General features: G+C 66.3%; 20 protein-coding genes. 11 read left to right on the top strand and 9 right to left on the bottom strand.

What is annotated here, in order from left to right; genetic code table 11:
* Positions 1 to 3: 3 nt before the first annotated feature.
* From J7U46_RS05575 to J7U46_RS05545, 7 genes are all read right to left on the bottom strand, one after another.
* Positions 4 to 1,107 (bottom strand): glycosyltransferase family 4 protein, encoded by a 1,104-nt coding sequence (locus J7U46_RS05575; RefSeq protein ID WP_282823827.1) that lies wholly within the window; start codon positions 1,105 to 1,107, stop codon positions 4 to 6.
* 159 nt (positions 1,108 to 1,266) lie between these two features.
* Entirely contained in the window at positions 1,267 to 3,225 is a 1,959-nt protein-coding gene (gene asnB, locus J7U46_RS05570; protein ID WP_282823826.1) for an asparagine synthase (glutamine-hydrolyzing), read from the bottom strand.
* A 74-nt stretch (positions 3,226 to 3,299) separates the two neighbouring features.
* Positions 3,300 to 4,307 carry a glycosyltransferase family 4 protein gene (locus tag J7U46_RS05565; protein WP_282823825.1) on the bottom strand — a complete coding sequence of 336 codons (1,008 nt, stop codon included), beginning with the start codon at positions 4,305 to 4,307 and terminating at the stop codon, positions 3,300 to 3,302.
* Positions 4,276 to 5,532, bottom strand: a complete 1,257-nt coding sequence (locus tag J7U46_RS05560; protein ID WP_282823824.1) for an O-antigen polymerase — start codon at positions 5,530 to 5,532, stop codon at positions 4,276 to 4,278. The genes J7U46_RS05565 and J7U46_RS05560 overlap by 32 nt, the downstream gene beginning before the upstream one ends.
* Before the next feature lie 2 nt (positions 5,533 to 5,534).
* Positions 5,535 to 7,010, bottom strand: coding sequence for an oligosaccharide flippase family protein (locus tag J7U46_RS05555; protein WP_282823823.1), 1,476 nt, complete (start codon positions 7,008 to 7,010; stop codon positions 5,535 to 5,537).
* A 19-nt stretch (positions 7,011 to 7,029) separates the two neighbouring features.
* Positions 7,030 to 8,067: a Wzz/FepE/Etk N-terminal domain-containing protein gene (locus tag J7U46_RS05550; RefSeq protein ID WP_282823822.1), complete on the bottom strand. Its 1,038-nt coding sequence runs from the start codon at positions 8,065 to 8,067 to the stop codon at positions 7,030 to 7,032.
* Between the two features lie 123 nt (positions 8,068 to 8,190).
* Positions 8,191 to 10,110, bottom strand: coding sequence for an SLBB domain-containing protein (locus J7U46_RS05545; RefSeq protein ID WP_282823821.1), 1,920 nt, complete (start codon positions 10,108 to 10,110; stop codon positions 8,191 to 8,193).
* Positions 10,111 to 10,321: 211 nt separating this feature from the next.
* On the opposite strand from J7U46_RS05545, the gene J7U46_RS05540 reads away from it, so the two are divergent.
* Positions 10,322 to 11,470 (top strand): glycosyltransferase, encoded by a 1,149-nt coding sequence (locus J7U46_RS05540; protein ID WP_282823820.1) that lies wholly within the window; start codon positions 10,322 to 10,324, stop codon positions 11,468 to 11,470.
* A 26-nt stretch (positions 11,471 to 11,496) separates the two neighbouring features.
* Complete coding sequence (locus J7U46_RS05535) at positions 11,497 to 12,978, top strand: DEAD/DEAH box helicase (RefSeq protein ID WP_282823819.1); 1,482 nt, start codon at positions 11,497 to 11,499, stop codon at positions 12,976 to 12,978.
* 9 nt (positions 12,979 to 12,987) lie between these two features.
* Here the strand turns inward: J7U46_RS05535 and J7U46_RS05530 are convergent, their stop codons facing one another.
* Positions 12,988 to 13,752 carry an SAM-dependent methyltransferase gene (locus J7U46_RS05530; protein ID WP_282823818.1) on the bottom strand — a complete coding sequence of 255 codons (765 nt, stop codon included), beginning with the start codon at positions 13,750 to 13,752 and terminating at the stop codon, positions 12,988 to 12,990.
* On the bottom strand, positions 13,749 to 14,348 hold the full coding sequence (locus J7U46_RS05525; protein WP_282823817.1) for a Maf family nucleotide pyrophosphatase: 600 nt from the start codon (positions 14,346 to 14,348) through the stop codon (positions 13,749 to 13,751). Before J7U46_RS05525 ends, J7U46_RS05530 begins: the two co-directional genes overlap by 4 nt.
* A 42-nt stretch (positions 14,349 to 14,390) precedes the next feature.
* Between J7U46_RS05525 and J7U46_RS05520 the strand changes: the two genes are divergently transcribed.
* From J7U46_RS05520 to J7U46_RS05480, 9 genes are all read left to right on the top strand, one after another.
* Entirely contained in the window at positions 14,391 to 14,945 is a 555-nt protein-coding gene (locus J7U46_RS05520; protein WP_282823816.1) for a DUF177 domain-containing protein, read from the top strand.
* A 243-nt stretch (positions 14,946 to 15,188) separates the two neighbouring features.
* Positions 15,189 to 15,374, top strand: a complete 186-nt coding sequence (gene rpmF / locus J7U46_RS05515; protein WP_198100908.1) for a 50S ribosomal protein L32 — start codon at positions 15,189 to 15,191, stop codon at positions 15,372 to 15,374.
* Between the two features lie 248 nt (positions 15,375 to 15,622).
* Positions 15,623 to 16,708 (top strand): phosphate acyltransferase PlsX, encoded by a 1,086-nt coding sequence (plsX, locus tag J7U46_RS05510; RefSeq protein WP_282824990.1) that lies wholly within the window; start codon positions 15,623 to 15,625, stop codon positions 16,706 to 16,708.
* Complete coding sequence (locus tag J7U46_RS05505; protein ID WP_282823815.1) at positions 16,705 to 17,694, top strand: beta-ketoacyl-ACP synthase III; 990 nt, start codon at positions 16,705 to 16,707, stop codon at positions 17,692 to 17,694. Before plsX ends, J7U46_RS05505 begins: the two co-directional genes overlap by 4 nt.
* A gap of 23 nt (positions 17,695 to 17,717) precedes the next feature.
* Positions 17,718 to 18,662, top strand: a complete 945-nt coding sequence (gene fabD, locus J7U46_RS05500; RefSeq protein WP_282823814.1) for an ACP S-malonyltransferase — start codon at positions 17,718 to 17,720, stop codon at positions 18,660 to 18,662.
* 7 nt (positions 18,663 to 18,669) lie between these two features.
* Complete coding sequence (gene fabG / locus J7U46_RS05495; RefSeq protein ID WP_282823813.1) at positions 18,670 to 19,407, top strand: 3-oxoacyl-ACP reductase FabG; 738 nt, start codon at positions 18,670 to 18,672, stop codon at positions 19,405 to 19,407.
* A 145-nt stretch (positions 19,408 to 19,552) separates the two neighbouring features.
* Positions 19,553 to 19,792, top strand: a complete 240-nt coding sequence (acpP, locus tag J7U46_RS05490; RefSeq protein ID WP_282823812.1) for an acyl carrier protein — start codon at positions 19,553 to 19,555, stop codon at positions 19,790 to 19,792.
* A gap of 73 nt (positions 19,793 to 19,865) precedes the next feature.
* Positions 19,866 to 21,110 (top strand): beta-ketoacyl-ACP synthase II, encoded by a 1,245-nt coding sequence (gene fabF, locus J7U46_RS05485; RefSeq protein WP_282823811.1) that lies wholly within the window; start codon positions 19,866 to 19,868, stop codon positions 21,108 to 21,110.
* A 13-nt stretch (positions 21,111 to 21,123) separates the two neighbouring features.
* A complete protein-coding gene (locus J7U46_RS05480; protein WP_282823810.1) occupies positions 21,124 to 21,585 on the top strand; it encodes a hypothetical protein in 462 nt (153 codons plus the stop codon).
* Positions 21,586 to 21,597 lie beyond the last annotated feature (12 nt).

Here is a 21,597-nt window from a genome sequence, read left to right as displayed (position 1 = left end):
GGCCTACGGCTCGCCGAGCAACTGGACGTAGGTCCGCAGCACCAACTGCTCGTCGAAGTTCTCTTCGACGAAGCGCCGTCCCTTGCGGCCCATCAGCAGGCGCTGCTCCGGCGAGAGATTGAGCATGCGTCGCATCGCCGCCTCCAGGGCGCCCGCGTCGCGAACCTTGCACAGAAAGCCGGTTTCTCCGTCGAGCAGGGTGTCGCGGCAGCCCGGCGCATCCGTTGTCACCACGGGCTTGCCCATGGCCGCGGCTTCGAGCAGGCTGCGAGGCACGCCCTCGCGATAGGACGGCAGCACGACGCAGCTGGATCGCTGCAATTGCGGCCTTACGTCGTCGACCTGTTCAACGTGCTGTATCACCCGCTCGGCCAGCCATGTGTCCAGCTGCTTGCGGCTGATGGCCGCAGGATTGTTGGAATGCGATGAGCCGAGCAGGGCGAATTCAACTTGCGGGTGGTCGCCAGCGATGCGCCGCGCGGCATCAACGAACTCGACCACGCCCTTGTCACGCAGCAGCCGGCCCACAAACAGGAAGCGAAATGGCTGGGGCTCCTCGGCGCTGGCACTGGCGGTGAATCTCTCCAGATCGACGCCGGAGCCCGGCACGCGCACGCTGCGGGCCACGGGCACGATGCCGCTGCCCACGAAGCGATTGAGGTCGTCCGAGTTCTGAAACACCACCCGGCGGGCATGGCGGAACGCGATCCGGTACAGCACGCCAACGATGGCCGTCAGCGGACTTGGCTGGATGAAGGCGCGGCCGAGGCCGGACACGTTGGGAATGAAGCGAATCGGCAGTCCGTAGGTCGCCAGCCCGCTGTAAATGTTGGCCTTGGGGGTGTAGGACAGCACGGCGTCGATCCGCTCGGACCGCAGCAGGCGGCGCAGCGTGACGATGCTCGAACTGTCGGCAATCGGGTTCCTGCCTGCACTGGAGAGCCGCCAGGGGCGGAACTCAAAACCGGCGGCCTTCAACTTGTCTTCGTAGCCATCGGAGGGGCCGATGAAGATCGGCACATGCCCGCAGCTGCTCAATTCGCGCGCCAGGGCAAGCCGGAAGTTGTGCAGATACCAGGCGGAGTTGGCAACGATGGCGACTCTCAACGCAATCTGCCCCCGCTATGCAGTGGGCTGGGCCAGCGGCTGCAAACGGCATCGTCTGCTGCAGCGCCGATCCAGGCGGTGTTGCAGTGTTTGGCGTTGGTGTGGCGGACCATGTTCATGCGGACTGCATCGTTGCTGAATTGTGCCATCGCGGCTCGGCTAGGCCGCGCTACCGAGCTCGGCAGCGTCGATCCAGGCCTGCAGCATCAGCACGTCCCAGAGCAGGTGCTGCCAGTTGCGGCGGCCGTCCACATGCTCCTGCCACTTGGCGCGCACCTGGACAACGTTCAGCAGGCCCTGACTGCGCAGGCGCTCGGGTGCCAGCAGGTATTCGGCCCAGTCGCGCAGGGGCCCGCGCAGCCATTGATCCAGCGGCACGCTGAAGCCCTGCTTGGGCCGGTCGATCAACTCGCGTGGCACGTGCCGGTACAGCACCTGGCGCAGCAGCCATTTGCCCTGGCCATCGCGCAGCTTCATCGACATGGGCAACTGCCAGGCGAACTCGACCACACGGTGGTCCAGGAAGGGCACGCGGGTTTCCAGGCTGCAGGCCATGGCCGCCCGGTCCACCTTGGCCAGGATGTCGTCCGGCAGGTAGGTGAGCTGGTCCAGCAGGCACATCTGCTCGATGGGGCTGGCATCGCGCTCCAGCAGGCTGTGGCTGTCGAGCTGGCTGCTGGCCTCCACGCTGCCCAGCACCAGCTCACTCGGGCGCTGCCAGTGCGAGACCAGGGCGCGGTACATCTCGTCGATGGAGCGGCTCGGCAGCACGCTGCCGGCGAACTTGTGGATCTTGTCCCCGAAGGCTGCATGATTGCGCAGCGAAGGCTTGGCCATGGCGGCCACGTCGCGGACGCGGTCCCAGCCCGCCGGGCTGATCTGCAATGCCAGTGCTGCGGCCGCCTGCCGCAGCGGCACCGGGATTCGCGACAGCTTGTGCCACACGCGATCCGCCAGCAGGTAGCGGTTGTAGCCGGCGAACAGCTCGTCGCCAGCGTCGCCCGACAAGGCCACGGTCACGTGGCGCCTGGCCATCTGGCTCACCAGGAAGGTGGGGATCTGCGAGGAGTCGGCGAAGGGCTCGTCGTAGAGCGTGGGCAGCCGGGGGATGACGGCCAGGGCATCGGCCGGGCTCACATAGAGCTCGGTGTGATCGGTGCCCAGGTGAGCCGCGACGGCCTTGGCGTGCACGGCTTCGTCGTAGCCATCGGCATCGAATCCAATCGAGAAGGTCCGCACCGGCCTTGTGCTTTGCGCCTGCATCAGCGCGGTGATGGTCGATGAATCGATGCCGCCGGAGAGAAAGGCACCCAGCGGCACATCGGCCACCATCTGCGAGCCGATGACCTGCTTCAGCAGGGACTCCAGCCTGTCGGTCGCCTCGGCGTCGCTCAGCCTGCTGGGCTGCTCACGGCCCGCCTTGGCGACCGCTTCCAGCGACCAGTAGGCCTGCGGCTGCGGCACCTCACCCGGCTTGAGGGTCAACCAGTGGCCGGGCATCAGCTTGAAGATGCCCCGGTAGATGCTATGCGGCGCCGGCACGGCGTTGTGCCGCATGTAGAGCGCCAGCGCATTGCGGTCGATCTCCGCCTGCCAGCGCGGATGAGCCCTCAAGGCCTTCAGCTCCGAGCCGAAGACGAAATCTCCGCACGGCAGCTGGCCGTAGTAGAGCGGCTTCTCGCCCATGCGGTCGCGTGCCAGTATCAGTTGCCGATGTTCGTGATCCCAAACGGCGATCGCGAACATGCCAACGAGGCGGCCCAGCGTGCTGCCGACGCCCCAGCGGCTGAAACCGGCCAGCATGGTCTCGGTGTCGGAGTGGCCGCGCCAGTCATGGGGTGCCAGTTCCTTGCGGAGCTCGGCGTGGTTGTAGATCTCGCCGTTGTAAATCAGCGTGTAGCGACCGCAGGCCGAATGCATGGGCTGGGCGCCTTGAGGCGACAGGTCGACGATGGCGAGCCGCCGATGGCCGAGTGCCACCTGCCCGGTGCTGTCGGCCCAGGCGCCGCCGCTGTCGGGCCCGCGGTACGTGATGGCCGAGGCCATTTGCTGTGCCTGGTCCAGCAGTTGATCCTGGGGCCCGGGATGGCGGGCGATGAGTCCTGCGATGCCACACATGAGATTCAGCTAGCTAGTAAAGGACGAGGTCAGCGTTGAAGGAAAGGGCGTCTGGCAGGCCGATGCGGGCGCTGTCAGCGCAGGCCGTGCAACAACTCGGCCAGCCTGGCGCTGATCACGGCGCGCGAATAGTGTCGCTGAACCACCTGCCGCCCCATGCCGCCCATGCGAGTCCGCTCTGCCTCGGAGCGCAGCAGGCTGTCCATCGCCTGCAGCCAGTCGTCGCTCGAGGTGGCGGCAAGCCCGCTCTGCCCCAGCGCCAGCACTTCGGAGTTCATGCCCACCGGCGAAACGACCACCGGCAGGGCGCAGGCCATGTAGGTCAGCATCTTGAAGCTGCACTTGCCGCGGGCCCAGAGGCTGTCCTCCAGCGGCATCAGGCCGATCGAGAGTTCCTGCAGCGACTCGACCTCGGTGGCCGGGCTCCAGCGCACGAACTCGACGCGCTCGGCAGGCAGGCTGCTGAACGCCGGCGGCCGGTCGGCGATGACACGCAGCGTCAAGTCAGGATGCATCTGCAGCAGGGCCTTCAGAGCGGGCTCGATGGCGTACAGGTACGGAAATCCGCTCGAGCTGCCCGACCAGCCGATGAGGGGCCGCGCCGGCCTGCTCGCGCCCGGCACGAAGCGCTCGGTGTCGACGGCTGTCGGCAGCACGGTCACGGGGCCGTGCTGGCCAAAATGCTCGGCAAGAAACTGGTTGCCGCAGATCGTGAGAGCGGCCCGGCGCGAGATGCGCGTGGCGGAGCTGCCGCGCGTGCCGAGGAAGATGGCATCGTCCACGTCGAAGACCATGCGCTCGGGCAGCAGGTACTCAGCTGTCACCAGCGTGGACACCAGGTGGCGCTGCAGCAGGCAGAGGTCGGCCTGGCTGCGGGCCTTCAGGGCCCGGGCGGTCGCATCGGCCAGTGTGGCCAGCCCCCAGAACGGCCGCTGCAGCCGGCTGCGCGGCGGGTAGGCACCGAAGCGGGCGTGCAAGGTTTCGACCCGAAAGCCAGCGTTGGACAGAGCCTCGACGTGCTGCGTCCACCGGAAGCGTGTACTGGGGGCATCAACGCCCTGCGTCAGGCCCAGCAGTCTCACGTTTGCTGCGGAAGATTCGGGGGAGGAGTACACAGACGAGCCAGGTTTTGATGACGAAGTTCAGCAGCGGCAGGAAGCTGTCGAGGAAGATGCTGAGCACGACGGCGCCGAACAGGAAGCCGGCCAGCACCGCGTGGTACAGCCGGCCATCCTGCCTGAAGCGCTGGTGATGAAAGGCCGCCCAGGCACCGCAGAAGCACAGGATCAGCGCCGTGCCGAGCAGGCCGTACTTCGGGTAGGTCGAGAAGAAGATCGAGTAGACGTTGCCGATCCGATCGCCGGTCCCGAAGAACAGGAAGTCCTGGTGCAGCGGGCCCGGCTCGCACAGGCCGAAGCGCTCCAGGGCCAAGCAGGGCACGCGGAAGGGGTCCCAGCTCGGCGTGACCAGGGTCGGGTTCTCGAAATAGGCCGAGAACAGGATGGGGCCCTGAAGCGCGTAGTCGAAGAAGTTGAGCATGATCAGCTCGGCCACTTCGCCCACGGACACCGACTCGTCGATGCCGCCCTTGCCGACCAGCACGGCGCCGCCGCCGAAGATGAGCAGGAACATGCCGGCCAGCGTCATCGCCGTCTTGAGCGTGATGCGGGGTCCCAGCATGAGCCGGAAGTAGATCAAGGCCAGCACCAGCTGGACCAGGGTCGAGCGGCCGTTGGTCAACAGGTTGGTGACGACCCAGGGCGCGCCCACGAGCAGGGCCCATCCGCCGTGCAGGCGCTTGGACAGCACGCCCACTGCGAGCACGGGAATGACGATCATGCCGAGCACCAGGTAGTTGCCGACCAGGGAGCCGGTGGTCACCTCGTCGTAAACGCTCTTGATGCGCAGCTGGTAGGCGATCACCAGGATGTCGTCGGTGTCGCCGGCGATGGCCTGGATCTCGCTCAGCCACAGCGGCAGCATCACCACATGGATGAGCAGGGCGCAAATGGCGAGGGCGCGGTAGTTGACCTGCAGGCGTTCTGCAAGCGGCGCAGCTCGCGGGCCGATCTCGGTCGCTAGCCTGGAGCCGAGGCAGGCACCGGCCGAGAAGATCAGCACGCCGCTGAGAAACAGCAGCAGCGAGGCCGGTGCCACCGGGTAGAAACCAAAGGGCTGCGCGATCTGCACCAGGACCAGGGTGACGCCCCAGACGCTGGGCATTGCCACGGCAGGGTGCAGGCCGTCGCGCAGGACTCGCCACAGGACCAGCGCAGACAGGAGCAGGATCAGTCCGACGATGGCCATGCTCATCCCTCCACGGGACCGCTCGGCTGAGCGTTGGCGCGGGACCGCAGGCCCGCCAGATCAACGATCCAGGCCGTTGCCAGGAAGGCAGGCAGACAGGCCGCCAGGCCCATCAGACCCGCGATCAGCGAGGGGCCTCGATCCCCGATGGCCAGCGCGGCCGAGACGGCAGCGCCGGCGCAAAGCAAGGCCTTGAGCACCTCGGCACCCAGGGCCGGCATGAGGCCTGAACGCCGGCCCAGCCCATAGCTGAGGCAAGCCGCGAGGCTGAAGGAGGTCAGGGCCGCCATGGCCGCGCCACGTGCGCCCTGGCTCGGGACCAGCAGCAGGTTGAGCGCCACGTTGCTGGCCATCATGACGATGTTGACCGCGAGCTGCGTGCTGGTGCGCTTGAGCAGCTGAAAGGGAATGTCGAGGACAAAGCTCTTGAACCCTGCCACCGCCACGGCAGCGGCGACCCAGGGAACGATGAGCCCGGCGTCGCCACGCATCTCGGCGCCGAACAGCACGGCGGCAATCTGCTGGGCCAGCACGATGAAGAGGCTTGCGATCAAGGCTGCGGCCAGCAGCAGGCGGCCTGCCAGCTTGCCCAGACCTGGGCGCGCGGCGTCTGCGCCAGCTCGCTCCCAGGTCGCCGCCAGCATCGGGAAGGCGGCCAGATAGAAGGCATTGAGCGCCGCGCCGGCGGTTTGCTGAGCGAGGTCGTAGCCGGCCGCGTAGCCGGCCACAGCGGCCGGCCCGTGCCAGGCCGCGATGATGAAGCGGTCCGTGTAGTCAGTGGCCATGGTGCAGACATAGGTCATGGCCAGCGGCGCGCCATAGCGCAGGAACTGCCCCTGCAGGCCCGGACCCTGGGTTGCCGTACGAAGAGCACCAAGCACCGGCACACCCAGCGCCAGGCAGACGAGCAGGGCTGCCGCGGCATAGGCAGCGAGGGCGAATCCAGTGCCGCCACCCGCGAGCAGCAACGCGGCTGTCAGCATGAGCGCCCCGGCTGCGCGTGCCGTTGTCAACTTGCCGTAGCGCCCAGGCTCGCCACGCGCATTGGCCAGCTGAAGCTGAAGGTTGAACCAGCCCATGCTCAGTACGCCCACAGCGAGGACGAGGACGAAGAGCCCCTGCTCCTGGCGTCCGAGTACGGCCAGGCCGCCCGCGAGCAACAGTGCTGGCAAGCCGGCGACTGCCGCCACCATCAGCCATTGGCGGGCGACGCCGGCGACGAGCACCTGCGGTGCCGCAGCATGGGCCGCATAGAACCGGCTGGCGGCCGTGTTCAACCATTGAAACAGGACGGTCGAGGCCGCGCCGATGATGGCGATACCCAGCGCATAACGCCCGTATTGCTCGGCCGAAAGCAGGCGGCTCAGCACGGCCAGGCTGGCCAGCGCGAGAACGCCGTTGACGGCGCGCACACCCAGATAGGTGATCGTGTGCCGCAGCGCGTCGCCGTGACCGGCGTTGTTCTTTGGACGGGGCATGGAGAGGCGAACGCCCCGATCAGTTCTTCCGCCGGCGCAGTGCCTTGCTCGTCAGCAATTCGAAGGCGCACAAGACCACGAGGGCGCCGAGCGTCGACAAGATGCCGACCACCGAGCGCTTGGGCTTGGACTTGCGCTCGGGAGGCGTGGCCGAGTCGATGACCTGGATGAGGACCCCGTCCCGGCTCTCCTCGACCTTGGCCACCTCGTACTGCTTCGCGAACATCTCGACCAGCAACTCGTTGTACTTGTAGTCGCGATAGGCGTTGATGTAGGTCGGCTGACGCTGTGCGTTGCCGGGGGCCTCCAGACGTGACAGCTGCTGGCGCAGCGTAGCGACAACACTGCGCTGTTGTCTCACTTCGGGGGCCGCATCGGTCATCGACTGGCCGAGTGCCATCAGCTTGGCTTCTGCCGCCGTCAGTTCCGTCTGGAGGCGCGCATAAGACTCCGCAGCGGCCTTGGGCTCGGAGCGCAGCACGCCTTCGGTGAACCCGGTGGCGTGCAGGGCCTCCTGGGCCTTGGCCAGTCCGTCGCGGGCTTTCAGCAATTGCTTCTCGAAGAAGGCCCGCTTCTGCTGGGCTTCGGTCAGGTCCATGCTCGAAGCCATGGTCCTGAGCTCGTCCACAAAAGCGTTGGCCATGCGCGCGGCGCGCGCAGGATCATGGTCGTCCACTTCGAGCGTGATCAGGCCGTCCTTCTTGCCAACGGACATGCGCACATTGGTGCTCAGCTCCTTGCGCGTATCGACCCGGTATTTCTCGTCGTAGAGCGACATCAGCTCGAACTTGTCGATGATCTTGTCCATCACCGTCACGCTCTGCATCAGGCTGATGTACTGATCCGCAGGGGTCTTGAGCCCGGCGAACGAGCCGACGAGACCGGACAGCGCTCCCATCGAGGCCATGGCGGCCAGGCCGGCGCTTTGTTGCGGCTGTGGCGGCAGGAACTGCGTGCGCGCGGTGAAGGTTGGCGGGACGATGAAGCTGATGCCCAGGCCCACGACGCCAATGGCCAGGGACTTGGCTGCGAGGCCGCGCCACTTCGGCAGCAGCACAGCGGCAACATCGCCCCAGCTAATGCTGGGCAGGCTGGGGGATGGGGCTTTGACGGAGTCCGTCGCTGTTTCAGCGGAAGTGGCCACGGCTGTAGTTGGTAGGTGTTGCGTTGCGGGCCGCTATCAATTGCGGAACGACTTGAGCGCGGCGGCGCCGATGCCGAACTGATACAGGATCTGCGTCCATTCCTTCGCGTCCTGCACGAAGGTCGTCTTGTTGAGTTCCTCGGGCACGAAGATGGTGTCACCTGGATGGGCCTGGATGGCCTCCAGGGCCGACGAGCCGCTGAACCATCCGCTGCTGCGCTGGCGGGCGCTCACCACGCTGCCGTTCGGTCGCACCACGAAGATGCTGGAGGTGTCGGCGCCACGTGTGGGGCCGCCGGCCAGGCGCAGGAAGTCGCCAATCGAATGGCCGTCCTTGAACAGGAAGCTGCCACCGTTGAACACGCTGCCGAACACGCTGATCGAAGTCGGCTGCGCCGGCAGCAGGATGCGGTCACCGTCTTCCAGCGGCAGGTTGGGCAGTGTCGTCGAGGTGGGCGTCAGCTGCAGCACGATGCGGCCGTTGGGGCGGGCTTCCCGCAGTCGCGCGAGCAGCAGATGGGAGCCTTGGGCGCGGTTGGACTGCGCTGCAGCCTCTTCGGCACCCATGGTCTTCTGCGTCGTGGCAGAGCGCGCAAACTCCGTCTCCAGGTCGCGCAGGGCCCGCTCGTAGTTCTCCTGCTGGCTGAGGCGAACACTCTCGCGATTGAACTCGGTGCCGAAGACATAGGCGTTGGCCGTGAATCCGCCGGCGGCGGCGACGGCGTCATTGATGCTGCTGCCGGGCGGCAGGATGTATTCGCCCGGCCTCGCCACCTCGCCCTCGACGCGCACGCGCTTGTTCTGCCGCTGCTTGGGCAGCGCCACCTCGATCGCGCTGTAGGCGCGCAACAGGTCGCCGTCGCGCAGTTCCAGCTTGCCCTTTGCGGGCAAGGCCAGCTCGACGATGCGGGTGTCGCTGCGGCTGTCGAGGCGTTCAACGCTCAGTCGCGAGCGATCAGCGACGGCCGTGAAGCCGCCCGCCATCTGCAGCAGGTCCTCGACGGACTCCCCCGGCCTGAGCTCGAAGATGGCCGCCTTGTTGACACTGCCTATCAGCGCGGCCTGGGGGCCCACCGGCGCGATGTAGATCACGTCTCCGGCCTGCAGCGTGCGGTCGGCCGAGCTGTCACCCTTGATCAGCAGGGAGTAGAAATCGAAGTGAGAGATGGTCTTGCCTTGCCGGCGTAGCTCGATGTTGCGGAAGCTTCCTGCGTCGGAAGGGCCGCCTGCATTGATCAGGGCTTGCGTCAGCGTGCTCAGGCTACTGACGGTATAGGCACCCGGGCGGGTCGTGAACCCGGTCATGTAGATCTTGATGCTGCGGAGCCGGTTGAGGCTGGTGCTCAGCTGGAAGTTCTTGAAGACCTTGGCCACCTGCCGCGAGATGACGTTGTCGAGCTCGGCATAGCTCACGCCCGCAACCAGCACCGGCCCCACACGGGGAATCGTGATGCGCCCCGAGCGGTCGACCTGCAACTGCAGATCACCTTCGACCGAGCCCCAGAGCGTGAGGGTCAGTTCGTCTCCCGGCGTGATCAGGTAGTCGGGCGGAATCTGCGGTGAGGCTTCCTGCATCTGGCTGCCGCTCTCGCGGTCGCGGTCGCGGCCGACCAGCATGAGCTCGCTGCCAAATCTGCGAATTTCGGGCGCGCCATCGGCCAGGTCGCCAGCGGCTTGCTGGACGTACTTTTCGAAGTCGCTGCGCGGCGCAAAAGCATCCCGCTGAAGCGGGTCCTGGCTGTTGCGGCGATTGCCTTCGCCCTGACCAAACTTGCGCTCGCGGTCGTTGCCTGTTTCTGAGCGTTGGCGTCCTGGGGCGCTCGTGTCGTCGCTGGAGCGCGAGCCGGTCTGCCGCTGCGTGCTCGTTCCGAGCTTGACCGGACCGCTTCCCGAGGTTTCTGCGCTCGTCCCCGTGGACCGGCTCGACTGCGCCGAGGCGCCGCAGACCATGGTCATGACGGCCGTTGCCAGCAGCAATGCGCGGACGCCAGGCACGCGCCACGCGGCCCGTTCGCCGCTTGCCGACGATGCACTCCGGTGCGTTCGCGAACGCACGGAATCAAACAGATGGGTAGTGGTCACGGGCAGCAAGTCACTCGGTTGAAGGCTGCGCATTCTAGCGGCCGCCCGGCTGGTAATCAGTGGCTCGCCGCTACACTCCGGGCCGATGCTAAATGTGCTTTTCCCCTTCTTGGTGGCCGCTGTCGTCACTCTGCTTGTCGTCAGGTCAGCCAGAAGCCACGGGCGTTTTTCGGCCGATGCCGATCTGTCCGGACCGCAGAAGTTCCATGCGCGTCCGGTACCTCGGGTCGGGGGCATCGGGATCCTGCTGGGCATGCTGGCTTGTGCGGTCTACATGTGGCTGACCGCCGCACCCGAGCAGGCATGGTTCGGCCTTGGGCTGGCCCTGTGTGGACTTCCCGCGTTCGCGATGGGCTTGACCGAGGACTTGACCAAGTCGGTGTCGCCGGCCAAGCGCTTGCTCGCCACCGGCTTGTCGGCGGGGTTGGCCGCCTGGTTCCTGGGTGCGCAGATCACCCGGACCGATTTGCCCGGCCTGGATTGGCTGGTGGGCTTTGTGCCGGGCGCCATCCTGATCACCGTCTTCGTGATCGCTGGCGTGGCGAATGCGTTCAACATCATCGACGGCTTCAATGGGCTGAGCTCGATGTGCGCGGTCCTGATCCTGCTGGCGATAGCACTGGTCGCCCATGACGCTGGCGACGCGGTGCTTGCGGCCTGGGCCCTGGCGGGCGTCGGGGCCATCCTCGGCTTCTTTGTCTGGAACTTTCCGGCCGGCTTGATCTTTCTTGGCGATGGTGGGGCCTACTTTGTCGGCTTCCTGGTCGCCGAGCTCGCGGTGCTGCTCATTCATCGCCAGCAGCAGCTGTCGCCGCTGTTCGCCCTGATGGTCTGCATATATCCAGTGTTCGAGACGGTCTTCTCGATCTACCGGCGCAGGTTCATTCGCGCGGTCCCGCCTGGTCTGCCGGATGGCATTCACCTGCATTCGCTGGTTTACAGACGCGCGGTTCGCTGGGCGGTGGGCGCGCGCGACGCCAAGCTGGTGACGCGCCGCAATTCGCTCACTGCGCCTTACTTGTGGATGCTTTGCATTGCATCCCTGGTGCCCGCCGTGCTGTTCCGGCATTCGACGCCGCTGTTGGCGGCCTGCATTCTCCTCTTTGGTTGCGTCTATGTGGCCATCTATTGGCGCATCGTGAGATTCAGGACGCCGCGCTGGCTCGTGCTGAGCCCGGTGGTGGGCCGTCGCCGTGCCTTGAAGCGGCGCAGGACGCGGCCCGAAGGGCCCTGAAATCTCGTTACGGCGATAATGCGGGCATGCTCAATGCCCAAACCCCTGGCGAGGCCGATGTGCCCGTGCCCGCGCGCTTCGACACGCTGCCCCTGGATCCCAAGCTGCTTCGCGCTGTAGCCGACTCCGGCTACCTGATGATGACGCCGATCCAGGCCAAGGCGATTCCCATCGTGCTGGAGGGGCGCGACGTGATGGGCGCAGCCCAGACCGGCACCGGCAAGACCGCCGCGTTCTCGATCCCGCTGCTGCAGCGCATGCTCAAGCATGAGAACAGCAGCGCCTCGCCGGCCCGCCATCCGGTGCGCGCCCTGGTGATTGCCCCGACGCGCGAGCTGGCCGACCAGGTGGCCAACAACGTCAAGGCCTACGCCAAGCACACCAACCTGCGCTCGGCCTGCGTGTTCGGCGGCATCGACATGAAGCCGCAGACCCTGCAGCTGAAGGCCGGCGTCGAGGTGCTGATTGCCACGCCGGGCCGGCTGCTGGACCACATCGAGGCCAAGAACTGCGTGCTCAACCAGGTCGAGTACGTGGTGCTGGACGAAGCGGACCGCATGCTGGACATCGGCTTCCTGCCGGACCTGCAGCGCATCCTGAGCTACCTGCCCAAGACCCGCCAGACCCTGCTGTTCTCGGCCACCTTCTCGCCCGAGATCAAGCGCCTGGCGCAGAGCTATCTGCAGGACCCCATCCTGGTCGAGGTGGCCCGCCCCAATGCCACGGCCACCACGGTGGAGCAGCGCTTCTTCAGCGTTGCTGAAGACGACAAGCGCCAGGCCGTGCGCCAGATCATCAAGGAGCGCTCGCTGACGCAGGCGATCGTGTTCGTCAACTCCAAGCTGGGTGCCGCTCGCCTGGCCCGCTCGTTTGAGCGCGATGGCCTGCGCACCGCCGCCCTGCATGGCGACAAGTCGCAGGACGAGCGCCTGAAGGCCCTCGAAGCCTTCAAGCGCGGTGAGGTCGACCTGCTGGTCGCTACCGACGTGGCCGCCCGCGGCCTGGACATTGCCGACCTGCCGGCCGTCTTCAATTTCGACGTGCCCTTCAATGCGGAAGACTATGTGCACCGCATCGGCCGTACCGGCCGCGCTGGCGCCTCGGGCCTGGCCGTGACCCTGGTGGATCGCGACGATGCACGCCTGGTCGCCGACATCGAGAAGCTGACCAAGCGCAAGATCGACCTCGACCCGCTGGAGATCGAAAGCGAGCGTCCGCGCCGTGCGCCGCGCCGTGATGCCGAGGAGCGGGAGTACGCCGCAGCAGCGCCGTCGCCTGTGGCCTCCGCGCCGCGCAGCAGCTACCGCGCGCCCTCGGCGCCGCGTGATGCCTTCTTCGACAAGCCCTACGAGGCCAGCGCCAGCAACGAGCCGCCGGCCTGGGAGAAGAATGCGGCGCAGCCAGCCGTCAAGGGCGTGTCCAGCAATATCAAGCCGAAGAAGAAGGTCGCCGCCCTGTTCGGCGCCAAGAAGCCGACGCTGGCCGAGTCGAGCCCGGAAACGGCCTGATCGGCCCGATCAGGCCAGCAGTGCGAAGACTGCCGGCACCTTGTCCGGCAATCCGCGTGGCTGTTGACGCCATTGCGCCACGGTGGCGCTGCGGGTCCAGCCCCCCTTGAGGCTCAAGCCGCAGCTGACCGAGAGCCGCGTCTGAGGTTTCAGGCTGGCCAGCAGGGCCTGCAGGAGGGCCTCATTGCGGTAGGGCGTCTCTATCATCAGCTGCGTCTGCGACTGGCGCTGCGAGAGTTGCTCCAGCTCGCGGATACGCGCCGCCCGTGCCGACGCTTCGACTGGCAGGTAGCCGACGAAGGCAAAGCTTTGGCCGTTCAGGCCGCTGGCCGACAAGGCCATCAGCAGCGAACTTGGGCCGCTCAGCGGCACGACCTCGACGCCTGCGGCATGGGCGGCCGCCACCAGGCGCGCGCCCGGGTCGGCCACCGCAGGCAAGCCTGCCTCCGAAATCAAGCCCAGGTCATGACCTTGCAGGGTCGGCGCCAGCAAGGCCTGCCAGGCCGCGCTGTCGTCGCCGGCCGGCTTGCCACCGCCCTTGGATGGGCGCGGCAACTCGTTGATCTGCAGCTCCTGCAGCGGCTTTTGAAGCGGACAGATCGCGTCGACCCGCTTCAGAAAGGCGCGCGTGGTCTTGGCGTTCTCAGCTGCCCAATGGGCGATGCCGGCAGCCTGCTGCAGGGCCAGGTGCGGCAGCACGTCCTGCAGCGGCATCTCGGCGCCCGGCACGCCGAAATCCAGCGTGTTGGGCATCAGGATCAGGCAGCCCTTCATGTGCTGGCCAAGGGGTTGATGCCAGCCTCGCGCAAAAGTGCGCAAGTGCGTATCAGCGGCAGGCCGATCAGGGCGGTCGGGTCGTCGGATTCGATGGCGCTCAGCAGGCTGATCCCGAGGCCCTCGGACTTGGCGCTGCCGGCGCAGTCATAGGGCTGCTCGGCGCGGAGGTAGGTTTCGATTTCTGCGTCCGTCAGGTCCCGGAAGCGCACCACGACTGGGGCCAGGTCTTGCCCCGCAAAGCCTCGCGACTGGCAGACGACAGCAACGGCCGTCTGGAACACGATCTGCTTGCCGCGCATGGCTTGGAGCTGGGCCACGGCCCGCTCATGCGTGCCGGGCTTGCCAATGGGCTGGCCGTCGAGATCGGCAACCTGGTCCGAACCGATCACGACGGCCTCCGGATGCAGGGCTGCCACGGCACGGGCCTTGGCCAGTGCCAGGCGCACCGCCATAGCGGCGGGCGCTTCACCGGGCAATGGGGTTTCATCGACCTCGGGCGATTGAACGGTGAAGGCAATGCGCAGGCGCTCGAGCAATTCGCGCCGGTAGCGCGAGGTCGAAGCGAGGATCAGGGCAGGGGGGCTTTGGAGCATGGGCGGATTCTCCCATCGGGGTCGCGCTCTTACACTTGAGGCATGAAAGAACGAGTTTTTGATCCCCGCAAGCTCGACGTCGCCGCCTTCGCGCGCGATGCCGCCAGCCTGCAAGGCGAATGGCCTGCCACCAGCCTGGAGCGCCTGGCCGATGCCGCTGCCGCCGAGGCGCCCGCGAGCCAGTGGCCGGCCGTGAGCTGGTCGGTCGAGGGCGAGCTGCGCGAAGTGCGTGGCGAGAACCAGCCCTGGCTGCATCTGAAGATCGGCGCCAGCGTTCAGCTGACCTGCCAGCGCTGCCTGAAAGCGGTGGGCGAGACGCTGGCATTGGAGCGCAGCGTCCGCTTCGTCAAGGACGAGGCTTCGGCCGCCGAACTGGACGTAGACAGCGAGGAAGACGTGTTGGCCCTGCAGCGTCACCTCGACCTGGCCGAGCTGATCGAGGACGAGTTGCTGCTGGCCCTGCCGCTGGTGCCTCGTCATGAGATCTGCCCGCAGCCGCTGCCTGTTCCCGCCGAGGACGCTGATCTGATCGAGGAAGAGAGGCCCAACCCGTTTGCCGCCCTGGCAGCGCTTAAAAAAGGCGGTGGCACGCAGTAGCGAATGGGGCAGGGCTTTGGGATCATCCGAAGCCGTGCTAGAATCGCGGGCTTTCCCGGGTCCTAGAGTCATGGGTTTCAGCAAGAGCGGCAAAAGCCGGCCTTCTTGAAGCCGCCAGCGCATAGTGCGCAAGGCAATGAACAGGGGTCCGGAGTTGCCCAGGCGACGGTGGCAGGCAGAGTTGCCAAACCAATCGTGTTGCCAACAGTACCAGCCTCAAACCGCTAGCCGCAGGAGAAATTCATGGCCGTTCAGCAAAACAAGAAGTCGCCTTCCAAGCGTGGCATGCACCGCTCGCACAATGCCCTGGTGAACCCGGGCACCGCGATCGAGCCGACCACCGGTGAAGTGCATCTGCGTCACCACATCAGCCCCAATGGCTTCTATCGTGGCCGCAAGGTCCTGAAGACCAAGGCTGACGCCGCCTGATCTGACTTTCGTCAGCCTTGCGCGCTTTCGCGCGCAAGGCTCATGAAGCGGTTCATTGGCGAACAACAAGACCCGGCCTGCTAGCCAAACAGCAGGGCTGGGTTTTTGTATTTCTGGCCCCATCCTCGATGCGGGTGGGCCCGCTTGCCGCAGCACTGACGCTCGCGTAAGGTCTGCGGCTTCGCGGGCCAAGCTTCCGCGCTGACAAGATTTCGATGAACTCAATGGTGGATTCAAGCGCAGGCGGCGTGGTGCGCCTGGCGGTCGACTGCATGGGCGGCGACCACGGCCCCTCGATCACGCTGCCGGCCTGCAAGGCCTTCCTGGAGCGCCATCCGCAAGCCGAGTTGCTGCTGGTTGGCAAGCCCGAGGCCTTGGCCGAGGCAGCCGGCTGGCCGCGCTGCCGCATCGTGGCGGCCAGCGAGGTCGTCGAGATGGACGATCCGGTCGAGGTGGCCCTGCGCCGCAAGCGCGACTCCTCGATGCGTGTGGCCATCAGCCAGCTCAAGCTCAGTGATGACGGTACGAGCGCTGCTCAGGCCTGCGTCTCGGCTGGCAACACGGGCGCATTGATGGCCGTGTCGCGCTACGTGCTCAAGACCATGGACGGCATCGACCGCCCGGCTTTGGCCACCGTGATGCCCAACCAGAAGGGCGGCTTCACCACGATGCTGGACCTCGGCGCCAATGTGGATTGCGAGGCCGAGCACCTGCTGCAATTCGCCATCATGGGATCCGCCCTGGTGCAGGCTGTCGATGGCAAGGTCGATCCGAGCGTGGGCCTTTTGAACATTGGCGAAGAGCAGATCAAGGGCAGCGAGACCATCAAGCGTGCCGGCGAGATGCTGCGTGCGGTGTCGGCGGCGGGCCAGTTGAACTTCTACGGCAATGTCGAAGGCAATGACATCTTCAAGGGCACGGCCGACATCGTGGTCTGTGACGGCTTCGTCGGCAATGTCGCCCTGAAGACGGCAGAGGGCCTGGCCTCGATGTTGGTCGGCTTCATCAAGGAAGAGTTCAAGCGCGGTGTTTATGGCAAGTTGGCGGCCGTTGTCGCCCTGCCGGTGCTGAATCGCCTGAAAGCCCGCGTTGACCACCGCCGCTACAGCGGCGCGGCCCTGTTGGGTCTGCGCGGCCTGGTGTTCAAGAGCCATGGCTCGGCCGATGCCTTCGCCTTCGAGACGGCCTTGAACAGGGCTTATGATGCGGCCCGCAACCGGCTTTTGGACCGGGTTCACGATCGCGTGGTCGAGACGATGCAGGCCTGCCCCAAGCCGGCAGCCGCCGCCGACAGCGCTGGAGACAAGGCGGCCTCCGCCGCCCACCCCGCATGACATCACCGCTTCCTCGCTATTCCCGTGTGCTCGGCACGGGCAGCTACCTGCCTCTCCAACGTGTCACCAATGCCGACCTGGCCCAGCGCCTGGCGGCCGATGGCATCGAGACCTCGGACGAGTGGATCATCGAGCGCACCGGCATCCGCGCTCGCCATTTCGCCGAGGCTGGTGTCACCTCGAGCGAGCTGGCGCTGCCGGCGGCCCTAGCGGCCATCGAGGCGGCGGGCGTCACTGCCGACGAGATCGACCTGATCATCGTCGCCACGTCCACGCCGGACATGGTGTTTCCGTCCACCGCCTGCCTTTTGCAGGCCAAGCTCGGCATCGCTGGCTGCGCGGCCTTTGACGTGCAGGCCGTCTGCTCGGGCTTCGTCTATGCAATGACTGTGGCCGATTCGATGATCAAGAGCGGCGCGGCGCGCAAGGCCCTGGTGGTCGGCGCCGAGGTGTTCTCGACCATCCTCGATTTCAAGGACCGCACGACCTGCGTGCTGTTCGGCGATGGCGCCGGTGCCATCGTGCTCGGCGCGAGCGAGACGCCGGGCATCCTGGCGACCGAACTGCATGCCGATGGCCGCCATGTCGACCTCCTGTGCGTGCCTGGCCAGGTAGCCGGCGGCGTTGTGACCGGCCATCCCTTCCTGAAGATGGACGGGCAGGGCGTGTTCAAGCTGGCCGTGGGTGTGCTCGACAAGGTGGCCCGCTCGGTGCTCGAGAAGGCCGGCCGCACCGAGGCCGACATCGACTGGCTGATCCCGCATCAAGCCAATATCCGCATCATGCAGGGCACGGCGAAGAAGCTGAAGATGTCGCTGGACAAGCTGATCGTCACTGTGGACGAGCATGGCAATACCTCGGCTGCGTCGATCCCTCTCGCACTGGACGCTGCCGTTCGAAGCGGCAAGGTCAAGCCAGGTGACACCGTGATGCTGGAAGGCGTGGGCGGTGGCTTCACCTGGGGCGCTGTGCTGCTGGACCTGTAATAAAAGTTCGAGAAGATACCGATATGAGCGCTGCTGCATTTGCATTCGTCTTCCCCGGCCAGGGTTCGCAGGCCGTGGGCATGCTGGACGCCTGGGGCGACCATCCTGAGGTGGCCCGGACGCTGGCCGAGGCCTCGTCTGCGCTGGGCGAAGACATCGGGGCGCTGATCAAGAACGGCCCCAAGGAACAACTGGACCTGACCACCAACACCCAGCCTGTGATGCTGACCGCCAGCATCGCCTGCTACCGCGCCTGGATCGCCGAGACGGGCCTGGTGCCTGCCGCCGCCGCTGGCCATTCGCTCGGCGAGTACACGGCTCTGGTGGCCTCGGGCGCGCTGAGCCTGGCCGATGCGCTGCCGCTGGTGCGCTTCCGTGCGCAGGCGATGCAGGAGGCCGTGCCGGTGGGCGTGGGCGCGATGTACGCGATCCTGGGTCTGGACGGCGAAGCGGTCCGCGAAGGCTGTGCCAAGGCCGCGGCCGAGAGCGGCGAAGCGATCGAGGCCGTCAATTTCAATGACCCGAAGCAGACCGTGATTGCCGGCAGCAAGACCGGTGCCGAGAAGGCCGCCGAGATCCTGAAGGCCGCTGGCGCCAAGCGCGCGCTGCCGCTACCGGTATCGGCGCCTTTTCACTCGAGCCTGATGAAGCCGGCCGCCGAACGGCTGCGCGAGAAGCTGGCTTCGGTGAATTTCGGCGCCCAGGCTTTCCCGGTGATCAACAACATCGACGTGGCCGTCACCGGCGATGCCGATGCCCTGCGCGACGCGCTCTACCGCCAGGCCTTCGGCCCGGTGCGCTGGGTCGAGGTGGTGCAGGCCTTGAAGGCCCGTGGCCTCACCCACATCATCGAATGTGGCCCCGGCAAGGTGCTGGCTGGCATGGCTAAGCGCATCGATGCCGAGCTCGTCAGCGCCACGGTGCTGGACCCGGCTTCGTTGATCGAGGCCAAGAACCTGCTGGGTTGAACCGAACATGACAGACACCAAACAAGTCGCGCTGGTCACCGGCGCCAGCCGTGGCATCGGCCGCGCGATCGCACTGACGCTCGCTGAGCGTGGCTACACCGTCATCGGCACGGCCACCACCGAATCGGGCGCGGCTTCCATCAGCGAGGCCTTGGCTGTTCATGGCGGCCGCGGCATCGCGCTGAACGTGAACGACGCGCCGGCCGTGGATGCCGCCATCGACGAAATCGTCAAAGCCCATGGCGGCCTGCAGGTGCTGGTCAACAACGCCGGCATCACCCGCGACACCCTGGCCATGCGCATGAAGGACGAGGACTGGGACGCCGTCACGGACACCAATCTGAAGGCCGTGTTCCGCATGAGCCGCGCCGTGATGCGCACGATGATGAAGCAACGCTATGGCCGCATCATCAGCATCACCTCGGTAGTGGGCGCCTCCGGCAATGCCGGTCAGGCCAACTACGCGGCGGCCAAGGCTGGCGTGGCGGGCATGACCCGCTCGCTTGCCCGTGAACTGGGCAGCCGTGGCATCACCGTCAATTGCGTGGCCCCAGGCTTCATCGCCACCGACATGACGGAAGTTCTGCCCGAGGCCCAGAAGGCAGCGCTGCTGGCGCAGATCCCGGTCGGCCGCCTCGGCGAGCCCAAGGAAATCGCCGAAGCCGTGGCCTTCCTGGCATCGCCAGCCGCCGCCTACATCACCGGCACCGAACTGCATGTCAATGGAGGCATGTTCATGAACTGAGGCGGGCGCATTCCGCGCCTGCCCACCGGTTTCTGCCCGGCCGGTGAAGGGCTCTTGCTGGCAGCGTTCCCCTTGAACTAGGGGCGTGCCTCTAGAGGCCTTAGAATCCCGGGCTGTTCCTTTGCAAACCCCTCCTGGAGGAGTCATGAGCGATATCGAAGCACGTGTCAAGAAAATCATTGCCGAGCAACTCGGCGTGCCTGAAGCGGATGTGACCAATGAGAAGGCCTTCGTGGCCGATCTGGGCGCCGATTCTCTGGACACCGTGGAACTGGTGATGGCTCTCGAAGACGAGTTCGGCATCGAGATCCCCGACGAAGAAGCCGAGAAGATCACCACCGTGCAACTGGCGATCGACTACGCACAAAAGGCCCAGAAGGCCTGATGAAGCAAGCCGGCTGCGCGCGAGGCCGCTTCGCGCGGTGGCGCAGCCAACCGTCAACTGATTTCCGTACCGCATGAGCCGTCGTCGCGTTGTCGTTACCGGACTTGGTCTGATCAGCCCCGTGGGTATCACGGTCGCTGAGGGCTGGGCCAACATCCTGGCGGGCCGCTCCGGCATTGACCGCATCACCCGCTTCGATCCCAGCAACTTCGCCTGCCAGTTCGCCGGCGAGGTCAAGGGCTTCGACGTGGCCGCCTACATGACGAGCAAAGAAGCTCGCACGATGGATACCTTCATCCACTACGGATTGGCGGCGTCCATTCAGGCGGTGCAGGACGCGGGCTTGCCCACCAGGGACCAGTTGACGGAAGAGCAGGCCGAGCGCATCGGCGTGCTGGTGGGATCCGGCATCGGCGGCCTGCCGATGATCGAGGAAACGCACAGCGAACTGGTGAACCGCGGCCCGCGCCGTGTTTCGCCGTTCTTCGTGCCGGCCTCGATCGTCAACATGATTTCCGGCCATGTCTCGATCAAGTACGGCTTCCAAGGCCCGAACCTTGCCATCGCGACGGCCTGCACCACCGGTCTGCACGCCATCGGCGAAGCGGGCCGGATGATTGAATACGGCGATGCCGACGTGATGATCGCCGGTGGCGCTGAATCAACTGTTTCGCCGCTGGGCATCGGCGGGTTCGCGGCCGCTCGCGCGCTCTCTACCCGCAATGACGACCCCAAGACCGCGTCCCGTCCCTGGGACAAGGATCGCGACGGCTTTGTGCTGGGCGAGGGCGGCGGCGTGCTGGTGCTCGAAGAGTACGAGCATGCCAAGAAGCGCGGTGCCAAGATCTATTGCGAACTGGTCGGCTTCGGCATGGGTGCTGACGCGTACCACATGACCGCGCCCAACGTGGACGGCCCCAAGCGCTCGATGAAGGCCGCGCTGCGCAACGCCGGCCTCAATGCCGATCAGGTCCAGTACATGAACGCGCACGGCACTTCCACGCCGCTGGGCGACGTGAACGAAACCAATGCGATCAAGTTGGCCTTTGGTGACCACGCCAAGCAGATGGTGGTCAGCTCGACCAAGTCGATGACCGGCCACCTGCTGGGCGGCGCCGGCGGCATCGAGTCGGTCTTCACCGCGCTGGCGGTGCACAACCAGATCGCTCCGCCGACGATCAATATCTTCAACCAGGATCCCGAGTGCGACCTGGACTACTGCGCCAACGAGGCGCGGCCCATGAAGATTGAATATGCCGCCAAGAACAACTTCGGCTTCGGCGGCACCAACGGCACGCTGATCTTCAAGCGGGTCTGATGCCCCGACGGCGATGCAGCCCCTGCTGCGCCACCCGCCTTCCTTTTTGCTGACGCCTGGCCGCGATCCTGCCTGGAGCCTGCTCAATGCAGGCTGTGCCGGCATGGGCGCGGCCGCACTGTTGTTGGCCTTGTCCCTGCACTGGGGCGCTGGCGTCTGGTGGGCTGCGCCCCTGGTGCCGCTGATAGCGGCAGCCTGGTGGCGCTGGGCTGCGCCGCGCGTGCGCCATCTGCGCTGGGATGGAGAGGCCTGGCAGTTGCAAGCCCGCTCAGGCGAAGAGATCGTGGTGCAGGTCATCCCGGCGCTGGATTTCGACAGCTGGCTGCTGTTGCGTCTGGCCGGCCCGGGCTGGCGTGCGGCGCTGGTGCCGCAGTATCTGGCGCTCAGCCAGCACCGGCATGCGGCCGAGTGGGGGCTGCTGCGCGCGACCTTGCATGCCGAACGTGCGACCAGCAAGGCCGGAGCGGTGCTGTGACTAACGACCCAT

Origin of the sequence: Pelomonas sp. V22 (assembly GCF_030014915.1) — a bacterium.
In the GTDB taxonomy this organism is placed as follows: domain Bacteria; phylum Pseudomonadota; class Gammaproteobacteria; order Burkholderiales; family Burkholderiaceae_C; genus JAUASW01.
The sequence above is the reverse complement of the archived record's forward strand: the minus strand, read 5'-3'. Positions and strand labels throughout refer to the sequence as shown.

Coding starts and splice junctions, on each gene's coding strand:
- J7U46_RS05560 (WP_282823824.1), bottom strand. CDS start 5,532: ATGGCCATCGTCGGACTGATCCTGCTCCTGTCTGCGCTGGTCCTGTGG.
- J7U46_RS05545 (WP_282823821.1), bottom strand. CDS start 10,110: ATGACCATGGTCTGCGGCGCCTCGGCGCAGTCGAGCCGGTCCACGGGG.
- J7U46_RS05480 (WP_282823810.1), top strand. CDS start 21,124: ATGCAGCCCCTGCTGCGCCACCCGCCTTCCTTTTTGCTGACGCCTGGC.
- J7U46_RS05530 (WP_282823818.1), bottom strand. CDS start 13,752: ATGAAGGGCTGCCTGATCCTGATGCCCAACACGCTGGATTTCGGCGTG.
- J7U46_RS05525 (WP_282823817.1), bottom strand. CDS start 14,348: ATGCTCCAAAGCCCCCCTGCCCTGATCCTCGCTTCGACCTCGCGCTAC.
- fabD (WP_282823814.1), top strand. CDS start 17,718: ATGAGCGCTGCTGCATTTGCATTCGTCTTCCCCGGCCAGGGTTCGCAG.
- acpP (WP_282823812.1), top strand. CDS start 19,553: ATGAGCGATATCGAAGCACGTGTCAAGAAAATCATTGCCGAGCAACTC.
- fabF (WP_282823811.1), top strand. CDS start 19,866: ATGAGCCGTCGTCGCGTTGTCGTTACCGGACTTGGTCTGATCAGCCCC.
- J7U46_RS05555 (WP_282823823.1), bottom strand. CDS start 7,010: ATGCCCCGTCCAAAGAACAACGCCGGTCACGGCGACGCGCTGCGGCAC.
- rpmF (WP_198100908.1), top strand. CDS start 15,189: ATGGCCGTTCAGCAAAACAAGAAGTCGCCTTCCAAGCGTGGCATGCAC.
- J7U46_RS05540 (WP_282823820.1), top strand. CDS start 10,322: ATGCTAAATGTGCTTTTCCCCTTCTTGGTGGCCGCTGTCGTCACTCTG.
- fabG (WP_282823813.1), top strand. CDS start 18,670: ATGACAGACACCAAACAAGTCGCGCTGGTCACCGGCGCCAGCCGTGGC.
- J7U46_RS05535 (WP_282823819.1), top strand. CDS start 11,497: ATGCTCAATGCCCAAACCCCTGGCGAGGCCGATGTGCCCGTGCCCGCG.
- J7U46_RS05520 (WP_282823816.1), top strand. CDS start 14,391: ATGAAAGAACGAGTTTTTGATCCCCGCAAGCTCGACGTCGCCGCCTTC.
- J7U46_RS05505 (WP_282823815.1), top strand. CDS start 16,705: ATGACATCACCGCTTCCTCGCTATTCCCGTGTGCTCGGCACGGGCAGC.
- asnB (WP_282823826.1), bottom strand. CDS start 3,225: ATGTGTGGCATCGCAGGACTCATCGCCCGCCATCCCGGGCCCCAGGAT.